The sequence below is a fragment of the uncultured Pseudomonas sp. genome, assembly GCF_913777995.1.
Lineage (GTDB): Bacteria > Pseudomonadota > Gammaproteobacteria > Pseudomonadales > Pseudomonadaceae > Aquipseudomonas.
The window spans coordinates 1-16,655 of sequence record NZ_CAJYVE010000030.1 but is presented as its reverse complement, the minus strand read 5'-3'; the positions used below and the strand labels follow the sequence as shown (position 1 = coordinate 16,655).

General features: G+C 60.5%; 13 protein-coding genes and 1 pseudogene. 6 read left to right on the top strand and 8 right to left on the bottom strand.

What is annotated here, in order from left to right; all coding sequences use genetic code 11:
• Positions 1-399: 399 nt before the first annotated feature.
• The 4 genes from tauD to tauA are packed head-to-tail and all read right to left on the bottom strand — an operon-like array spanning position 400 to position 3,913.
• Positions 400-1,233, bottom strand: a complete 834-nt coding sequence (tauD, locus tag QZ497_RS13040; RefSeq protein WP_295475442.1) for a taurine dioxygenase — start codon at positions 1,231-1,233, stop codon at positions 400-402.
• A 31-nt stretch (positions 1,234-1,264) separates the two neighbouring features.
• Positions 1,265-2,074, bottom strand: a complete 810-nt coding sequence (tauC, locus tag QZ497_RS13035; RefSeq protein WP_365356031.1) for a taurine ABC transporter permease TauC — start codon at positions 2,072-2,074, stop codon at positions 1,265-1,267.
• Positions 2,075-2,106: 32 nt separating this feature from the next.
• Complete coding sequence (tauB, locus tag QZ497_RS13030; protein ID WP_295475436.1) at positions 2,107-2,901, bottom strand: taurine ABC transporter ATP-binding subunit; 795 nt, start codon at positions 2,899-2,901, stop codon at positions 2,107-2,109.
• Between the two features lie 28 nt (positions 2,902-2,929).
• Positions 2,930-3,913: a taurine ABC transporter substrate-binding protein gene (gene tauA, locus QZ497_RS13025; protein ID WP_295475433.1), complete on the bottom strand. Its 984-nt coding sequence runs from the start codon at positions 3,911-3,913 to the stop codon at positions 2,930-2,932.
• Positions 3,914-4,207: 294 nt separating this feature from the next.
• Between tauA and QZ497_RS13020 the strand changes: the two genes are divergently transcribed.
• Together QZ497_RS13020 and QZ497_RS13015 are read left to right on the top strand one after the other, a co-directional pair.
• Positions 4,208-4,612, top strand: coding sequence for a hypothetical protein (locus QZ497_RS13020; RefSeq protein WP_295475430.1), 405 nt, complete (start codon positions 4,208-4,210; stop codon positions 4,610-4,612).
• A complete protein-coding gene (locus QZ497_RS13015) occupies positions 4,606-5,298 on the top strand; it encodes an RES family NAD+ phosphorylase (protein ID WP_295475427.1) in 693 nt (230 codons plus the stop codon). Before QZ497_RS13020 ends, QZ497_RS13015 begins: the two co-directional genes overlap by 7 nt.
• A 182-nt stretch (positions 5,299-5,480) precedes the next feature.
• On the opposite strand, the pseudogene betA reads toward QZ497_RS13015, so the two are convergent.
• Positions 5,481-7,160, bottom strand: a pseudogene (betA, locus tag QZ497_RS13010) (choline dehydrogenase); the annotation flags it as partial.
• A 121-nt stretch (positions 7,161-7,281) separates the two neighbouring features.
• Entirely contained in the window at positions 7,282-8,754 is a 1,473-nt protein-coding gene (gene betB, locus QZ497_RS13005; protein ID WP_295475424.1) for a betaine-aldehyde dehydrogenase, read from the bottom strand.
• 796 nt (positions 8,755-9,550) lie between these two features.
• Here betB and QZ497_RS13000 point away from each other — a divergent pair.
• Positions 9,551-9,970, top strand: coding sequence for a hypothetical protein (locus QZ497_RS13000; protein ID WP_295475421.1), 420 nt, complete (start codon positions 9,551-9,553; stop codon positions 9,968-9,970).
• A 351-nt stretch (positions 9,971-10,321) separates the two neighbouring features.
• On the opposite strand, the gene QZ497_RS12995 is transcribed toward QZ497_RS13000, so the two are convergent.
• Together QZ497_RS12995 and QZ497_RS12990 are read right to left on the bottom strand one after the other, a co-directional pair.
• Positions 10,322-11,026: a DUF3841 domain-containing protein gene (locus QZ497_RS12995; protein ID WP_295475419.1), complete on the bottom strand. Its 705-nt coding sequence runs from the start codon at positions 11,024-11,026 to the stop codon at positions 10,322-10,324.
• Positions 11,027-11,186: 160 nt separating this feature from the next.
• Positions 11,187-12,359 (bottom strand): efflux RND transporter periplasmic adaptor subunit, encoded by a 1,173-nt coding sequence (locus tag QZ497_RS12990; protein WP_295475416.1) that lies wholly within the window; start codon positions 12,357-12,359, stop codon positions 11,187-11,189.
• 393 nt (positions 12,360-12,752) lie between these two features.
• Between QZ497_RS12990 and QZ497_RS12985 the strand changes: the two genes are divergently transcribed.
• The 3 genes from QZ497_RS12985 to QZ497_RS12975 all read left to right on the top strand — a co-directional run bounded on the left by QZ497_RS12985 (position 12,753) and on the right by QZ497_RS12975 (position 16,593).
• A complete protein-coding gene (locus QZ497_RS12985; protein ID WP_295475415.1) occupies positions 12,753-13,544 on the top strand; it encodes a helix-turn-helix transcriptional regulator in 792 nt (263 codons plus the stop codon).
• Positions 13,545-13,607: 63 nt separating this feature from the next.
• A complete protein-coding gene (locus tag QZ497_RS12980) occupies positions 13,608-15,014 on the top strand; it encodes an efflux transporter outer membrane subunit (RefSeq protein ID WP_295475412.1) in 1,407 nt (468 codons plus the stop codon).
• Positions 15,015-15,753: 739 nt separating this feature from the next.
• Complete coding sequence (locus QZ497_RS12975) at positions 15,754-16,593, top strand: helix-turn-helix transcriptional regulator (protein WP_295475409.1); 840 nt, start codon at positions 15,754-15,756, stop codon at positions 16,591-16,593.
• The last annotated feature ends 62 nt before the right edge of the window (positions 16,594-16,655 follow it).

Below are 16,655 nucleotides of genomic sequence, written 5' to 3'. Positions count from 1 at the left end.
GAAAAACGTTGAAACGATTCAAGTCGGAAAGGGAGCTGCCAGGGGCGATCGGGAGGGGGCACAGCGGGCGGGGGCTTCAATGTTAGTGGCAATAGTGTTCGGTTAAGCGCTTTGCGGCTCTGTGGGAGCGAGCTTGCTCGCGAAAAGCTGGTAAAGTCGCTGATCTTTCTGTGAACGTGAAGCCAACTTCGCGAGCAAGCTCGCTCCCACGGTCTAACTGACCTGTATTGCGGTTAAAACCATTACTGTTCAGTTAGTCGATATGGGGCCCGGTGGGAGCGGCTTTAGCCGCGAAAGCGCCAGGAAAATCACTGCATCTGCTGTGAACAGGCGGTCGCTTCGCGGCTAAAGCCGCTCCTACCGACTAGCCTATCAGCGGTTGAACCCGATCGGTCTATTTCAGAAAGGTGCGTCACCCAGGATGGTGGCGCGATGCATGACGCGACGCTGGGGCCGGTAGTCGTCGATGGCGAAGTGCTGGGTAATGCGATTGTCCCAGAACGCGACGTCGTCCTGCTGCCATTGCCAGCGCACGGTGAACTGCGGCTGCGCGCTGTGGCTGAACAACAGGCGCAGAATCGCATCGCTCTCGGCCTCGGACAGCTCGTTGATACGGGTGGTGAAGCCCTCATTGACGAACAGCCCCCTGCGCCCGGTAACGGGATGAGTGCGCACCACCGGGTGGCTGCTGGGCGGGTTGCGACGCTTGGCTTCTTCGAAACGCAAGCGGTCCTGTTCACTGACGGCGAAGCGCGATTCCGGGAAGGACTTGCTCAGATCATGGGTGGCGGTCAGGCCGTCGAGCAGGCGTTTGAGGGGTTCGGACAGCGCCTCATAGGCCGCACTGCTGCTTGCCCAGAGCGTGTCGCCGCCGTAGGGCGGAACTTGCTTTGCGCTGAGCACCGCGCCGAGCGCCGGGGTCTTGAGGAAGCTCACGTCGGAGTGCCACAGCGCGTTGTCGCGCAGATCGTTGCGCTCGGTGTCGAGGATCAATACCTCCGGTTGCTCGGGTACGTTCGGGTAGATCGGGTGGATGTGCAGGTCGCCGAAACAGGCCGCCAGGCGTGCCTGCTGCGTCGGCTCCAGGGGCTGGTCGCGAAAGAACAGCACCTGGTGGCCGAGCAAGGCCTCGTGCAGCGCCTGGTGCGACTCGCGGCTCAACGGCTGGCGCAGGTCGATGCCCTCGACGCGGGCGCCCAATGCCGGGCTGATGGGGGTGATGATCAGACTCATGGTGAGGTAACTGCCGTGTCGGTCGAAGTGTTCAGTGGCTGCGGCCGTGCCAGGGCACCAGCCGACGTTGCAGGGCACGCAGTCCCAGTTCCATGGCGAAGGCCACCAGGGCGATGACGAAGATCCCCAGCACCACCACATCGGTGACCAGGAACTGCGCGGCCGACTGGACCATGAAGCCCAGGCCATTGGTGGCGGCGATCAGTTCAGCGGCCACCAGGGTCGACCAGCCCACGCCCAGGCCGATGCGAATGCCGATGAGAATGTCCGGCAGTGCCGCCGGCAGGATCACGTGGCGAATCAACTGCGCGCGGCTGGCGCCCAGCGATTGCGCGGCCCGCAACTTGGCGGGGTCGACGTTGCGTACACCGGTGGCCGTGGCGATGGCGATGGGCGCGAAGATCGCCAGATAGATGAGCAGCACCTTGGACAGCTCGCCGATGCCGAACCAGATGACGATCAGCGGCAGATAGGCCAGCGGCGGCACCGGGCGGTAGAACTCGATCAGCGGGTCGAAGATACCCTGGGCCACCCGGTTGCAGCCGATGGCGATACCCACCGGAATGGCCAGTAGCACGGCCGCCAGCAGGGCCAGGCCGATGCGCTGCAGGCTGGCGCCCAGGTGCTGCCAGAGGGTCGACTCCATGTAGCCTTCAGTAGCCAGCAGCCAGGCCTTGTGCAGGACGGCAGCGGGCGAGGGCAGGAACAGTGGCTCGACCAGCGCCGCGGCGGTCACTGCCCACCACAGCGCCAGCAGGGTGACGAAGGTCAGTGCCGTGATGCTGCGAATGCCGAGCCGCCACTTGTGGCCTGCGTGGTGCACCGGGCGGGTCGGGGCCAGCCTGTGCTGGCCGGCATGGACGTTGCTGTTGCTCATGCGGGCTCCTTGCGCCCAGCGGCGCGACGTTGTGAGAACACCTGCTCGAGCACGTGCTCGCGGGTGGCGATGAAGTGCGGGTCGGACTTGATGGCCCGGGCCGGCTCGCCCGCGGCATAACGCTGGGCGAAATCCAGCTTGAGGTACTCGTCGATACGCCCCGGCGATGGCGCCAGGAGAATCAGGTCGGTGGCCAGGAACACCGCTTCTTCGATGTCGTGGGTGATCAGGAACACCGGCTTGCGGGTGCGTTGCCAGACCTGCAGCAACAGCTCCTGTACTTGTTCGCGGGTGAAGGCATCCAGTGCGCCGAACGGCTCGTCCATCAGCAGCACGCGCGGGTCAGCGGCCAGGGCGCGAGCCAGGCCAACGCGCTGGCGCTGGCCGCCGGACAACTCCCAGATGTTGCGCGCTTCGAAGCCGGCCAGGCCTACCAGCGCCAGCATCTGCCGCGCGGTGTGCTCACGCTGGCTACGCGGCACGCCGGCCAACTGCAAACCGAAGCCGACGTTGGCCAGTACGTTCAGCCAGGGCAGCAAGGCATCGTCCTGGAACACGACGCCGCGCTCGGCGGATGGGCCGTCGACTGCCACGCCATCCAGGCTGATGCGCCCGGCGTCCGGCTTGACGAAGCCGGCGATCAGGTTGAGCAGCGATGTCTTGCCACTGCCGGATGGGCCCAGCACCACCATCAGTTGCTCGGGGCCGAGGCTCAGGGATATGTCCTTCAACACCGCTTCGGCGGCACCGGGGTAATGCGCGCTGACGCGCTCCAGCTGTAGCAGAGCCATGGCTCAAGGTCTCCTTGTGAGGCAGGCGTTACGGGGCGATGTAGTCGGCGCTGATGTAGGGCCTGTAGTCACCCAGTACGCTCTCGACCTTGCCTTGTACCTTGAGGAAGGCTGCCGTCTTGGCGATCGCATCGGCGGTACCGCCGCCGAGCAGGGCGGCAGAGCGCTGAGCCTGGGCATCGGGGAAGTTCGAGCCGGCCAGCAGCTCGGGCACGTCTTCGGCGTTGGAGCCGGTCAGCCGTGCGATCTTCTGCACTTGCGGCGAATCGACGGTCCACTGCGCCTTGTGCGTGCTGTAGTCGGCGTAGGCGTCTAGGGTGACCTTGGCGAACTGGCGAATCACCTCCGGGTGCTTGTCGGCGTAGTCCTTGCGCGCCACCCAGACTTCGAAGGTCGGCGCGCCCCAGCGGCCCACTTCGGCGGCATCGGTGAGCACCTTGCCGGTCTTGCGGATCTCGCCCAGCGCCGGCGACCAGACGAAGGCGCCGTCGATGTCGCCGCGCTTCCAGGCTGCGGCGATCTGCAGGGGTTGCAGATTGACCACCTTGACCTTGCCTTCCAGGCCCCACTGTTTCAGCGCCGCGAGCAGGCTGTAATGCGAGGTGGATACGAACGGCGTGGCGATGGTCTTGCCCACCAGGTCCTGGGGCTTGTCGATGCCACTGCCGTTGCGTACCACCAGCGCCTCGGCGGCGTTGATCTGCGCCGAAACGATGAACGCCACGATAGGCAGCTTGCGTGAGGCCGCCGCGGCCAGAGGGCTGGAGCCGAGGTTGCCGATCTGTACGTCACCGGAAGCCAGGGCGGTGACCACTTCCGAGCCGCTGTTGAAACGTCGCCAGTCGATCTTCTCGCCGATGGCTTTCTCGAAGGTGCCGTCGGCCTGCGGCACTTTACCGGGGTCGATGCCGGTCTGGTAGGCGACCACCAAGGGTGCGGCTTGCAGGTTGAAGGCCAGCAACGAGGCGGCGAGGGCAGTGAGCAGTGGACGAACGAATGCTTTACGGGCCATGGCGATTCTTCTTGATATGGACAGGCATGCGGCGGCACAGCGCGCGCGTTACTCCGGGGCCTTGTAAGGAGGACCAACGGTGGGAAGAGATATTGAGGTTATAAAAAATAGCCATCCAATAATTAATTGGAATTAGCTTAGAAATAGCCACGGGATGCTGCAGCGGCCCGCTCAAGATCAAGGCTTTCGCGTTCGCGACCCGTATCAGACGGGCGTACCCTGGCATTATCCGCGTTGACTCTGGGGACACATCATTGCTATACCTGCCTCTACAGATCAGCAATGAGACCGGCCATGACTACAGCACTCCATACCATGCCGTTCACCAAGAGCCAGTGCGTAACTGGCCTGCGGGCGGCGCTGCGCGTCTTGGACAAATGGCAGGCGTCCGGTGAGCAGGCCTGCCGGATCCTGCGCATTTCGCGCAGCACCTGCACCCGTGCCCGGCAGGCGGATGACGCCTGGTCGGTGAACCTGGACCTGGACCAGATGCAGCGCGTCAGTTTCGTGCTGAACATTCATGCTGCGCTGCGCACGATGTTCGACAACCCCGCCAACGTCTATGGCTTTCCGACCCTGGCCAACCACAACGAATTTTTCAATGGCCGTGCGCCGCTGGAGATCATGGCCCAGGGCGACATCATCTCGTTGTACGAGACCTTCCGCCGCATCGACGCCTTGCGGTGCGCCCAATGGTGAAGCTTGAAGCGCTGACCGAATTTCCGGGACAAACACTCAAGGCCCACCGGCTGGTCAACTCCCGCTTTCCGCCCATCGACCTGTTCGACGACGTCGCCGACGCGGCAGAATTCGCGACGCTGCATGAGATCCAGGCACTGACCAACCCGCGCTTGCAGAATGAAATCGGCCGTCTTGAACTGATCGCGCTGCCGGAGATTCCCTTCGGCATCGTCGGTTGCTCCTACGCTGTAGCGCCTTTCACCCACGTCAACCCGGCCGGTTCGCGGTTCAGCGACGGCAGCTTCGGGGTGCTGTACCTGGCCGACACCGTAGACACCGCGCTCGCCGAAGTGCGCTATCACCAAGATCGCTACTGGTCGAATGTGCCAGGCTTGAGCTACGAGCGCTTCGTGTTCCGCAGCCTGGTGTGCCACTTCAGCAACCAGGGCTGCCGTGACGCGGCGGTGCGCGGTCTCGACGACCCCATCCATGATCCGGATGACTACACCGCTGCCAGGCGCCTGGGCCGCGACGCCCATGACCATGCCTGCCCCGGCCTGCGCTACCGCTCGGTACGCGCGCCCGGCAGCCTGTGCTGGGCCTTGATGACGCCGCGGCATGTGCGCTCAGTGATCCAGAGCGCGCATTTCGAAATGATCTGGAGCGGCCGCATCACCAGCGTCAATCGCATTTCCAACGCCTGAGCCCGGTGGGACAAGCAGGCGAGCGGCCTTTACTCGCCTCATGACGCAAAAGAGCGGCGCGGGTTTGCACCCGGCCGCTCTCGTTCGTTCATGCCCCCGAATCAGGAGGTCACAGGCTCACGCGCTGGCACGCCTTCTTGCAGCGCATCCAGCGACGGGATGCCGTCGGTGTGCTGCGTCTTGCGCATGGGCGGGCGACGCACCGGAGCGCCATCGGCCTTGTAGTAGGCCGCCGTGCTGCGAGGCAGCGGCTGACGACCGCGAATGCGGTCGGCGATCTTCTCGGCGATCATGATGGTGGTGGCATTGAGGTTACCGGTGATGATCTCCGGCATGATCGACGCATCCACCACGCGCAGGCTCTGCAGGCCATGTACCCGGCCCTCGGTATCCACCACGGCCATCTCGTCGGTGCCCATCTTGCAGGTGCAGGAGGGGTGATAGGCGGTTTCTGCATGCTCACGCACGAAGGCATCGAGCTGTTCATCGGTCTGCACGTCCAGGCCGGGGCTGATCTCGCGACCCCGATAGGGGTCCAGCGCCGGTTGGGCGATGATTTCACGGGTGATGCGGATCGCGTCGCGGAACTCCTGCCAGTCCTGCTCGGTAGACATGTAGTTGAACAGGATGCTTGGGTGCTCGTGCGGGTCCTTGGACTTGATCTGCACGCGGCCGCGGCTCGGTGAGCGCATCGAGCCCACGTGAGCCTGGAAACCGTGCTCCTTGACGCCCTTGGTACCGTTGTAATTGATCGCTACCGGCAGGAAGTGGTACTGGATGTTCGGCCATTCGAATTCCGGACGGGTCCGAATGAAACCGCCGGCCTCGAACTGGTTGCTGGCGCCGATGCCAGTACCGTTGAACAGCCACTCAGCACCGATGGCTGGCTGATTCCACCACAGCAGCGACGGGTAAAGCGACACCGGCTGGGTGCAGGCGTACTGGATGTACATTTCCAGGTGGTCCTGCAGGTTCTCACCCACGCCAGGCAGTTCGTGCACCACCGGAACCTGGTGCTTGTTCAGCAGTTCGGCCGGGCCGACGCCAGAGCGCTGCAGGATCTGCGGCGAGGCAATGGCACCGGCGCACAGCAGCACTTCCTTGCGGGCCTTGGCCTGTACGGCATTGGTCGAACTGCCCACCAGGTAGCTGACGCCCACGGCACGCTTGCCTTCGAAGAGGATGCGGTCAGTGGTGGCATGGGTGACGATGGTCAGGGTGTTGCGCTGCTTGGCCGTGTCCAGATAACCGCGGGCGGTGCTGGCGCGGCGCCCATTCGGCGTCACGGTGCGGTCCATCGGGCCGAAGCCTTCCTGCTGGTAACCGTTGAGGTCGTCAGTACGCGGGTAACCGGCCTGTACACCGGCCTCGACCATGGCGGCGAACAGCGGGTTGTTGTCGGCCTTGGGCGTGGCCACGCTGACCGGTCCGTCGCCACCATGCCAGTCGTTGGCGCCGATGTCGCGGGTCTCGGCCTTGCGGTAGTAGGGCAGGCAGTCCAGGTAGGTCCAGTCTTCCAGGCCGGGCAGCTTGGCCCAGCTGTCCAAGTCCATGGCGTTGCCGCGGATGTAGCACATGCCGTTGATCAGCGACGAGCCACCCAGGCCCTTGCCGCGCCCGCACTCCATGCGACGGTTGTTCATGTGCGGTTCTGGGTCGGTCTCGTAGGCCCAGTTGTAGCGGCGGCCTTGCAGCGGGTAGGCGAGGGCGGCCGGCATCTGGGTGCGGAAGTCCAGACGGTAGTCCGGGCCACCGGCTTCCAGCAGCAGGACGGTGACACCGGCGTCTTCGGTCAGACGCGCAGCGAGGGTGTTACCGGCCGAGCCGGCACCGATGATGATGTAGTCGAATTCTTGGGACATACAGACGTCCTCATGTAGGAGCGGCTTGAGCCGCGAAAACGGTTACTGGCGCACTTGCACACCCTGCGAGTGCGCGGTAGGAGCAAAAGCCGCAGCGGCGAGGTGCCGATGCGGCCTGGCGTCAGAACACCGAGGCGTAGTCGCCCAGTTCGACCTGGATCGACTTGATGCGGGTGTACTGGGCCAGCGACGAGATGCCGTTTTCACGCCCGACACCGGACTGCTTGTAGCCACCGACCGGCATCTGTGCAGCCGACTCGCCCCAGGCGTTGATCCAGCAGATACCGGCTTCCAGCTGGTGGATGACGCGGTGGGCGCGATTCAGGTCGCGGGTCACGATACCGGCGGCCAGGCCATAGTCCGTGGCGTTGGCACGGCGGATGGCCTCTTCCTCGGTGTCGTAGTTGAGGATGCTCATCACCGGACCGAAGATCTCTTCCTGGACGATGGTCATGTCGTCGCGGCAGTCGGTGAATACGGTCGGCGCCACATAGGCGCCCTGGGCGAGAGCACCCTCGGTAAGGCGCTCACCGCCACACAGCAGGCGTGCGCCTTGCTCCTTGCCCTTGGCGATGTAGCCCAGCACGCTTTCCATGTGCGCAAAGCTCACCAGCGGGCCGAAGTTGATGTTCTCGTCGGTTGGGTCGCCGATGCGGATGCGTTTGACACGCTCCAGCACCTTGGCTTCGAAGGCCGCCTTCATGCTCGAAGGAATGAACACGCGGGTGCCGTTGGTGCAAACCTGCCCGGAGCTGTAGAAGTTGGCCATCATCGCGATGTCGGCGGCCTTGTCCAGGTCGGCGTCTTCGAAAATGATCAGCGGCGACTTGCCGCCCAACTCCATGGTCACTTCCTTGAGGGTCGAGGCCGAAGCGCTGGCCATGACCTTCTTGCCGGTGCTGGTGCCGCCGGTGAAGGAGACTTTCTCGATCTGCGGGTGTTCGGTGAGCAGGCTGCCCACGTCGCGGCCACTGCCGGTCAGTACGTTGAACACGCCATCGGGCAGACCGGCTTCAGTAAAGATTTCCGCCAGCTTCAGGGTGGTCAGCGAGGTGACTTCGCTGGGCTTGAAGATCATCGCGTTACCCGCGGCCAGGGCCGGGGCGGACTTCCACAGGGCGATCTGGATCGGGTAGTTCCACGCACCGATACCGGCGGTGATACCCAGTGGCTCGCGGCGGGTATAGACGAAGGAGGTGTCACGCAGCGGGATCTGCTCGCCTTCGATGGCCACCGCAAGGCCGGCGTAGTACTCCAGCACATCGGCACCGGTGACCACGTCGACGTAGCGGGTTTCCGAGTAGGCCTTGCCTGTGTCGAGGGTTTCCAGCATGGCGAGTTCGTCGTTGCGCTCGCGGAGCAGGTCGACGGCACGGCGCAGGATGCGCGAGCGTTCTGTCGCGGTCATCGCCGCCCAGACTTTCTGGCCTTTCTCAGCGCTCTTTACCGCGCGCTCTACGTCGGCGGCCGTTGCGCGCTGAACCTTGGCCAGCACTTCACCGGTGGCAGGGTTGATGGCATCAAAGGTTTCCGAGCCGCTGGCATCGACATATGCGCCATCGATATAGAGTTTTTGAGTTTCGAAACGGGCCATAAAGTTCTCGCAAGTGCAATGGTTTATCGGCGATCCGCATCCTTCGGGCGTGCGGTTTTGAGCTTGCCGGCAGCGGCTGCCAGCGATGTTTTTCGCCAGGAAGCGGTCCGTGGAGGAGGCCGCATGACAAAAATCAGCCTACGTTATCTATATTGAACAATCAATCAATAAAAAATCCAGACCCAGTCAAGCTGGTGCTCATGATGCGTGGCTGAAACGATCGAGCGGTGCAAGAAAGAGGGTGTCCGTAAAGGGTGTGACAGGCGTCAGTGGAAGACGTTCGGTACTTTTTGCTGGAATTTGCCGTGGATTCGTAGCAGCGCAGAATCCGTGCTTTAAGCGAGGCTACCCAGGGTGGGGCGACGCTCCAGCCAGAGAAGGCTCTGCGGCGAGGCTTCTAAGGCTCTGTGGCGTTACGAAACGGGGCTTCTGGGATAACGGAGGGCAGGGTGACGATTAGGTGGCCGACGCCGGGCATTAAATAACTCAACTAAATGTTCGTTTAGTTGAGTTATCAGTTTTCTGCATGATGATGGGTTGCCATGGAATACGGAGGCGGGTAGAGAGTCAAGCCCTGACAGGCCGAGTACATCTTTTAGAGGCACAAAATGCGGCTTTTGCTGTCTTCAAGTTCCGCCAAGTGACCCTTTGAAAATCCACCCTGAGGCACAAGAACTCAAAACTCTGTGACCGATGGGTGGCCGGGGCCGGATTCCGGCCCATCTGACGCCTGGCGTCACAGCCCTTGGCGCCGAAGAAACATTCATTCATTTCGTGTTGAAGGAGCAATTCCACCATGGAGCGCTACCTGTCAAAGCCCTGGTATGACTCACGTCCCGTACCGGTGTTCATGACCGTCTTTTACTGCTTGATCGTGCTGTTCCAAACCGGTTTCTGGGTATTCACCGAAGGCTATATACAAGCCAGGCTGGGTGATATCTCGATCTTTTCGCTACTGATCTATTGTGTGGTTTCAGGGCTGATGGGCCTGGGCGGCTTGTTGCTCTGGAGCAAGAAGAAAAGCTGTTCGTGGTGCTTTGTCCTGGCTCTGGTGACTGGTCTGGCGATCATGTTCAGCCACCTGCGCGGTGAGTCTGCGGCGCATCTACTGAGCATGCCGATGTTCAAAGAGTACGCCCTGGTTTTCGGCATCTGGGTGTACAGCCTGCAGTTGCGAACGACCGATTATTTTGCCGGTAGCCGGGCAGCGGACTGAAACAAAGTGAACGGGCACACTCATGATGAGGCTTCATCGAAAAACGCTGTCGTGGGTGTGCCGTGCCTTTGGTGGTGAACGAGAACGTGAAATGCGCCTGGGATGGGCTCACATTTGGTAATACGTCGTTACGCATAATGTATATTATGTTAAATTATGTATTACATATTACAGCTCCTGAGCACCATGTCCCCTAGAATCCCCTCGTTCGCGCCACTGGGATCAAAATATCCCCTAACGGCCCTGTACTTGAAAATCTGTCAGTCCGCTCTGGTACCTAACTCCAACTCCCACACGTTTTCCAGCAACCTTGGCTGAGCCCAGCAAATCCAGAGGTGTCGGGCGTTCCAGTCAGAACGCGACTGGCGCCTCGTGCTCATCAACCTCGAAATCCGGCGCAGGCTCCACAACCCCTTTGACCATGTCAGGCGTCAAGGTCCAAAAAACACCCTGGATCGATTTCTGCTGGAAATCCACAGTAAAGCCGTTGACGACATCCAGTCGAAAGATGTCCAGCCAGGTCGCTTGGACTGCCGAATGAAATGGCTCCGGCAGCGGCTTATCGTCATAGATACAGAGACCCGCTGCGTTAATCTCGCGCTCGAATCGTTCCTCAGCTTCGCCTTCCGCATTAATCCAATAGTTCAGCGGGACATGCCACATATCAAAGTCAGAAAGCAGCAGCTCGTGACGGGGAATACTCAACTCCAGCAGAAGCTGATCGTCGGTACCGCACCGAGCGGTGGGTTTGGTTTCTCCATAACCCGCTCTGACCCAGCACCACCAGGGACTCACGCCGGTTTTTGCTGAGGGGATGCCTGAAGCCTCCATGACGTCAATCATCCACTGATAGGCCATGCGGAACATCGGGTCGTCGTCAGCAAACTCGATCGAGCAATGCCGCAAGCGCCCGGTCATGAGCGGCTCAAGTATCTCGTGTGGGATGAACATCCATGCAGTCACACGCCCATGGTCATCGGCGAAGTGGTCACACCACTGCTTGCGGGTCTGTGCGAGATCGGGGGCTAAATGTTCGTCTGTTGCCGGCCTGGCCATCTGCCTTCCTACTATGTGGACATGCGGACGTTTCCGGTCCGAGTCACCGAACGGACGCTACGGTGCGCCTCTCGTCCAGCCTAAAGCCAAAAGTAGCATTTCGACACGGTTACGCGACAAGGGTCCAGTTTGATCATGGGCCTGGTCATCAGGCGTGCACCTACAACGTTCCTTTATCCCTTTCCGCCAACACCACCCGCTCCCCAGCCTTCAGCCCCGACCGCACCTGCACCTGGCTCTGATTACGCAAACCGGTCTCGACCTGTGTCGTGCGCACCTTGTCACCCTCCTCCAGCACCTTGACCTCGAAGCGCCCTTGCGCATCCTTGGCGCCAAGCGCTGCCAGGGGAATGCTCACGGCGTTTTCAGCCACGCCCAGCACGATGCGCACATCGGCACTCATGCTCACGCGCAGGCGCCCCTGCGGGTTGGGCACGTCGAACACCGCCGTGTAGAACACCGCCTCCTTGCCCGAGCCGGCATTGCTCCCCTGCCCGGCCAGATGTTGAGGCGCCGGTTCGATTTCGCGCAGGGTCGCCTCATAACGTGTGTCGGGGTCGCCCATCAGGGTGAAGTACACCGGCAGGCCTGGGTGGATGCGCAGTACATCCGCTTCGGCCACCTGCGCCTTGATCGTCATCCGGCTCAGGTCGGCCATTTTCAACAGGACCGGTGGCGCCTGCTCAGCGATGACCGTCTGGCCTGGCTGGGTGACGATGGCCAACACGGTGCCGTCGGCCGGGGCCAGGATGCGGGTGTACTCCAAGTTGACCTGGGCGGTGTCGCGTTGAACGCGTGCCTTGCGCGACTGCTCCATCTGCGAGGCGTAGTCGCCTTTGGCCTGGGCATAGGCGGCACGTGCCTGCTCGGCTTCTTGCGCAGAGACGGCTCCATGCTGGATGAGACGCTGATAGCGCCGTTGCGCCTGCTCGGCACGCTCGAGCTTGAAGCGGGCGGCGTCGGCCTGCGCACCAAGCAGCTGTACTTGCACCTGTGCCTGGCGCAACGCATTGCGCGCCGGCAAGGGGTCGATCTCGGCGAGCAACTGGCCATGGCGAACCTGGTCGTTAGGCGCGACCAGCACTTGCTTGACCTGCCCGGAAACTTGAGCGCCTACATCCAGCTGGCGGCTACCTTGCAGTACGCCGCTGGCGATCACTGCCTGTTCAAGGCGTCCTTCGCGTACCGGCGCAGTGATGTAACCCGACTCTTCAGGTTCGGTTGCATAGCGATAGAACGCATAACTTGCCAGCGAGAACAGCGAGTCGACCAGCACCAGCCGCACCAGAATCTTGCGCCAGCTCCAGCCGCGAAAGGGCCATTTAAACTTCACCACCTCGCTCCTAGTTTGTACAGTTGTACCAAAACTCTAGTTTGCACGGTTGTGCCAAGTTATTAGTTCGTACGGATGTACCAACTTAGCCAGCCGTACCACGGACTTGGGCCGGGAACTAAAGGCGGTCAAATCATTCGAATGCGGTATTTACTCTAGGCCGACTGCCGGTTTTGCGTCTGTCCCTGCAAACCGGGACAAGTTGTAGTGCTAGTCCGATAATGGCACATTAACTACAACCCTTTGTCCCTGTTTTCGGCGACAGACACTCTTCAGCTCACTCTGTAGTTTCGACGTATCAGATGGCCGGATCACTGCATTGTCCGGTCCTGTACACGTTCAATGGAAGCGCTACGGACAGCGGTGTGCCGGAGCCTGTGACGAGAGAGAACGATGAATTCCAAGCTACAGGAAACAGGTAAGCATTCCGCCTACTTCTTGGCCCTGGGGCGGTTGATATCAAGCGTGGGCAGCAATGACTTCGTGTCGCAAATGCACGACTTGATCAATGATTCAGTGCCGATCGATCTGACCGAACTCAGTGAGTGGACGATTGATGAACACGAGCGCAAGGTGATCAACACCTGGCTTATCGGCAGTGCTCCGGCAGCCTCTGGAACTTGCGCCCAGGACCATGACTGGTTATTGGAACGCCTGCTCGAATCGGAAGAAGCCCCGCTCATACACAGCAAATACCCCAGCGCCATGGTCAAGGAACCTACTCCCTGCCTGGATGCCTGGTGCTGTAACGTCGCGTCCAGAAAGTCCAATCGCTACTGGCTGATTTCACTGCACCGCCACACCCCGCAAAAAGACTTCTCGATCCATGAACTCTCGTTTCTGAAGAACTTTTCAGAAACGCTTTTGCCGCTGCTCGAGCGTCATGCCCAGGCGACGCGGGAGCTCTGCGACTTGCCTCAGATGACGCCCGACACTTCCGGTGGGCGGGAGCTGCAGCGCGACTTCAATGAGAAACTCAAGCTCACTGACACCCAGCTGTCCACGCGGGAGCGAGAGATCTGCCTGGGCCTGCTTGCGGGCGCCACGGTGCCCGAAATGGCTGAAAAACTGCACGTGAAAAACAGCTCCATTGAAACCTATTTGAAGCGTGCGGCTGCCAAGCTAGGGGTGAAAGGACGTCACGGACTGGTCAAATGGATGATCGGGATGAGCCAGAGCGGTTGAGCGCCGCAACTAAGCCACCCTGATTGACCGAAGCTTGCAGAATGTTCAGATAAGGTTGCGTCCATGTTTCGCTACTCCCCCGGTTGGCTGACGCTCGCTTTACTCAGTGGCTGTTCACTGATTCCCGATTACCAGCGCCCTGCTCCGCCAGTGCCTGCAGCCTATGCACAAGGCAGCGCCGTGCTGAGCACGGGTGAAGCCAGGCAATACGGTTGGCAACAGGTCTTCCGCGACCCGGCCCTGGTGCAGTTGCTGGATACGGCAATGACCCACAATCGTGATCTGCGCGTGGCCCTGCTCAACATTCAGGCGTTTCAGGCGCAATACCGTATTCAGCGCAGTGCGTTGTTTCCCAGCGTGTCGATACAGGGCTCCGGCACTCGTCAGAGCGTACCGGCGGACCTGTCCACTTCGGGGGTACGCAGCACGGCGGGTAATTACTCGGTCGGGCTGGGCATCAGCGCCTATGAGCTGGACCTGTTCGGCCGCAACCGCAGCCTGAGCCAGGAAAAGATAGAGGCGTACTTGGCCCAGGAGCAGGCCCAGCGCAGCACCCGGCTGAGTCTGATCGGCAACGTCGCCACGGCCTACCTGAGCTGGCGCGCCGATCAGGAACAGCTGGCGCTGGCGCGACAGACTCTGGAAGCCTACGAAAAGAGCCTGTCGCTGACCACGCAGCAGCTCAGCGCCGGCGGCGCCACGGCCCTGGCCCAGAGCCAGGCCAGTACTCAGGTCGAGAGCGCCCGGGCGCGGGTGGCGCAATACCAGCGGCAAGTGGACCAGGGCCAGAACAATCTGCAACTGCTCACGGGCGCTCCAGTGCAGATCAGCGTTCCCAGCGAACCGATCAGTGATGATCTGATCGCCCAGATGCCCGCCGGGTTGCCGTCACAACTGCTGCAACGCCGGCCTGACATCCTGCAGGCCGAACACCAGCTCAAGGCGGCCAATGCCAACATCGGTGCAGCGCGGGCGGCGTTTTTTCCCAGCATCACCTTGACTGCCAACGGCGGCACCGCCAGCAGTGAGTTGTCCGGTCTGTTCAAGGCGGGCTCCAAGGCCTGGACGTTTCAGCCGCAGATCAATATCCCGCTGTTCAATGCCGGTAACCTGCGCGCCAGCCTGGATTACGCCAAGATCCAGAAAGACATCGACGTCGCGCAGTACGAGAAAAGTATTCAGACCGCGTTCCAGGAAGTGTCCGATGGGTTGGCCGCGCGCCAGACTTACCGCCAGCAAGTCATGGCTCAACATAATCTGGTCAAGGCCAGCGAGAATTACTATCGGCTTGCCGAATCACGTTATCGAGAAGGGCTGGACAGCAGCTTGACCTTCCTCGATGCCCAACGCTCTTTGTACAGTGCGCAAAGCTCGCTGATTAACGATCGCCTCTCGCAATTGACGGCAGAGGTCAATCTTTACAAAGCACTGGGTGGCGACTGGCAGCAGGAGCCGTCTCAAGAGTTATAGATCCCATTACGCACTTACTTAAGTCGATTTTTATCGAGGATCGTGTTGCCCTGCGGGCAGGCGCCGATCCATTCAAACAAACGTTTGGTAAGTTCAAACGTTTGTTGGTTTTATTCAAACGCTTGTTGGCTTTATTCAAACAACTGTTCGGCATAATCAAACGACTGTTCGCTGCCGCTTACCTATTGCAAAAGTCACGGAAAAACAAGTATTTATCGTTGTAAAAATACAGGCTAAAGTAGGTGCGTCGCCCCTCTAAGAGATAGCACATTGATGTCACCCCTTACAACGGTGGGCACGATGAAAAAATATGAGCTGGGATGAAAAAAATATCAGTGCGAGTGTTAGATAATGCTGGCCTCCACTAGTTGTTATCGGTATTGTTACTCGTACGGAAACATATCATTACATTCACCCACTGCATCTACCGGCTGACCGAGCGACTCAACTGGAGTAGACCCATGAAGACAGACCTTGAACAACTGACCTCGACCGCAGACTTGGTCTTTTCGGTAAGTGATAGCATTTAGCCCTATTCTAATAACTCTCTGCTTTGTGCCCGTTAACTGCCTGTCGAATCCAGGAGATCAGGATTATGCCTAGTCATTCATCGCCCTAGCCTTCCCTTCTTTGCAGTTACCCACACACGCACGCTTAAACTCATTAATGCCTTTTATTGCATTGACGTCATTCAATTTGATTATTGAGTCATGGTTATTGAATTTAGAAGGGAAGTTTGATGAACATCCAACAGCTCTTTCCGCACTTGGGAAAAGTGATCGCTGGCGCCGGTAGCCGACATTTCACGCGCTTACTTCACGATCTGATCAACGCCTCGTTACCGGTAGACGCTACACACGTTACTCAATACCGCGCCAGCTCCGGCATTCCCGTGGCCGGCCCGGTACCCAGAAATTGCATCGGCAGCACCTCGCCCAACAGCGCTCCCCCGCCGGAACCTATCGTACTGAGCCCAGAGCAACTCAAGGCGGCACAACTTTATGAACATGCCGGCGATGCCGGCCGTGTGATCGCCGGCCAAGTGGGTAACGAACCGGTAAAGGCCGCTGCCAATTGCCAGATGCATTTGGCTTCTTACCAGCAGAAGAATGGCCAACGCTGCGTGATTTCGGTATTTCGTACCGCCTCTGAAGACGCCTTCACCCCCCAGGAGCGGGCAAAGTTGAAAGACCTGGCGCTGATGCTGCTGCCGATCATCGAAGAACACATCGCAAGCACCACGCCTTCCGCCAGCAACGTCACCGCACTGCATGGCCGCGCCCACCGCGTAGACAACAAGGTTCCTGCCCTCAGTGGCTTGCGTGAACGCTTCCAGGAACGTCTCTGCGCGTGCGAACTGAACCTTTCCGAGCGCGAAACCGAAGTGTGCATCGGCCTGCTGGCCGGCCACACGGTGCCTGAGTTGGCCGAGCGGCTGGCGCTGAAGGTCAGTACCGTGGAAAGCTATTTCAAGCGCGCTGCCGTGAAGATGAGCATCAACGGCCGCCGTGCCCTGTTGCGCTGGCTGCACGCCAGTGAGCCGGCAGAAAACCTTCAATTGCTGCGCAAGGGCGCTTGATCAACCTGCTGCAGTCCCCTCTCCTCAAGGTGGTGGCAGAACGGCTGCAATCAGCCGTTCTG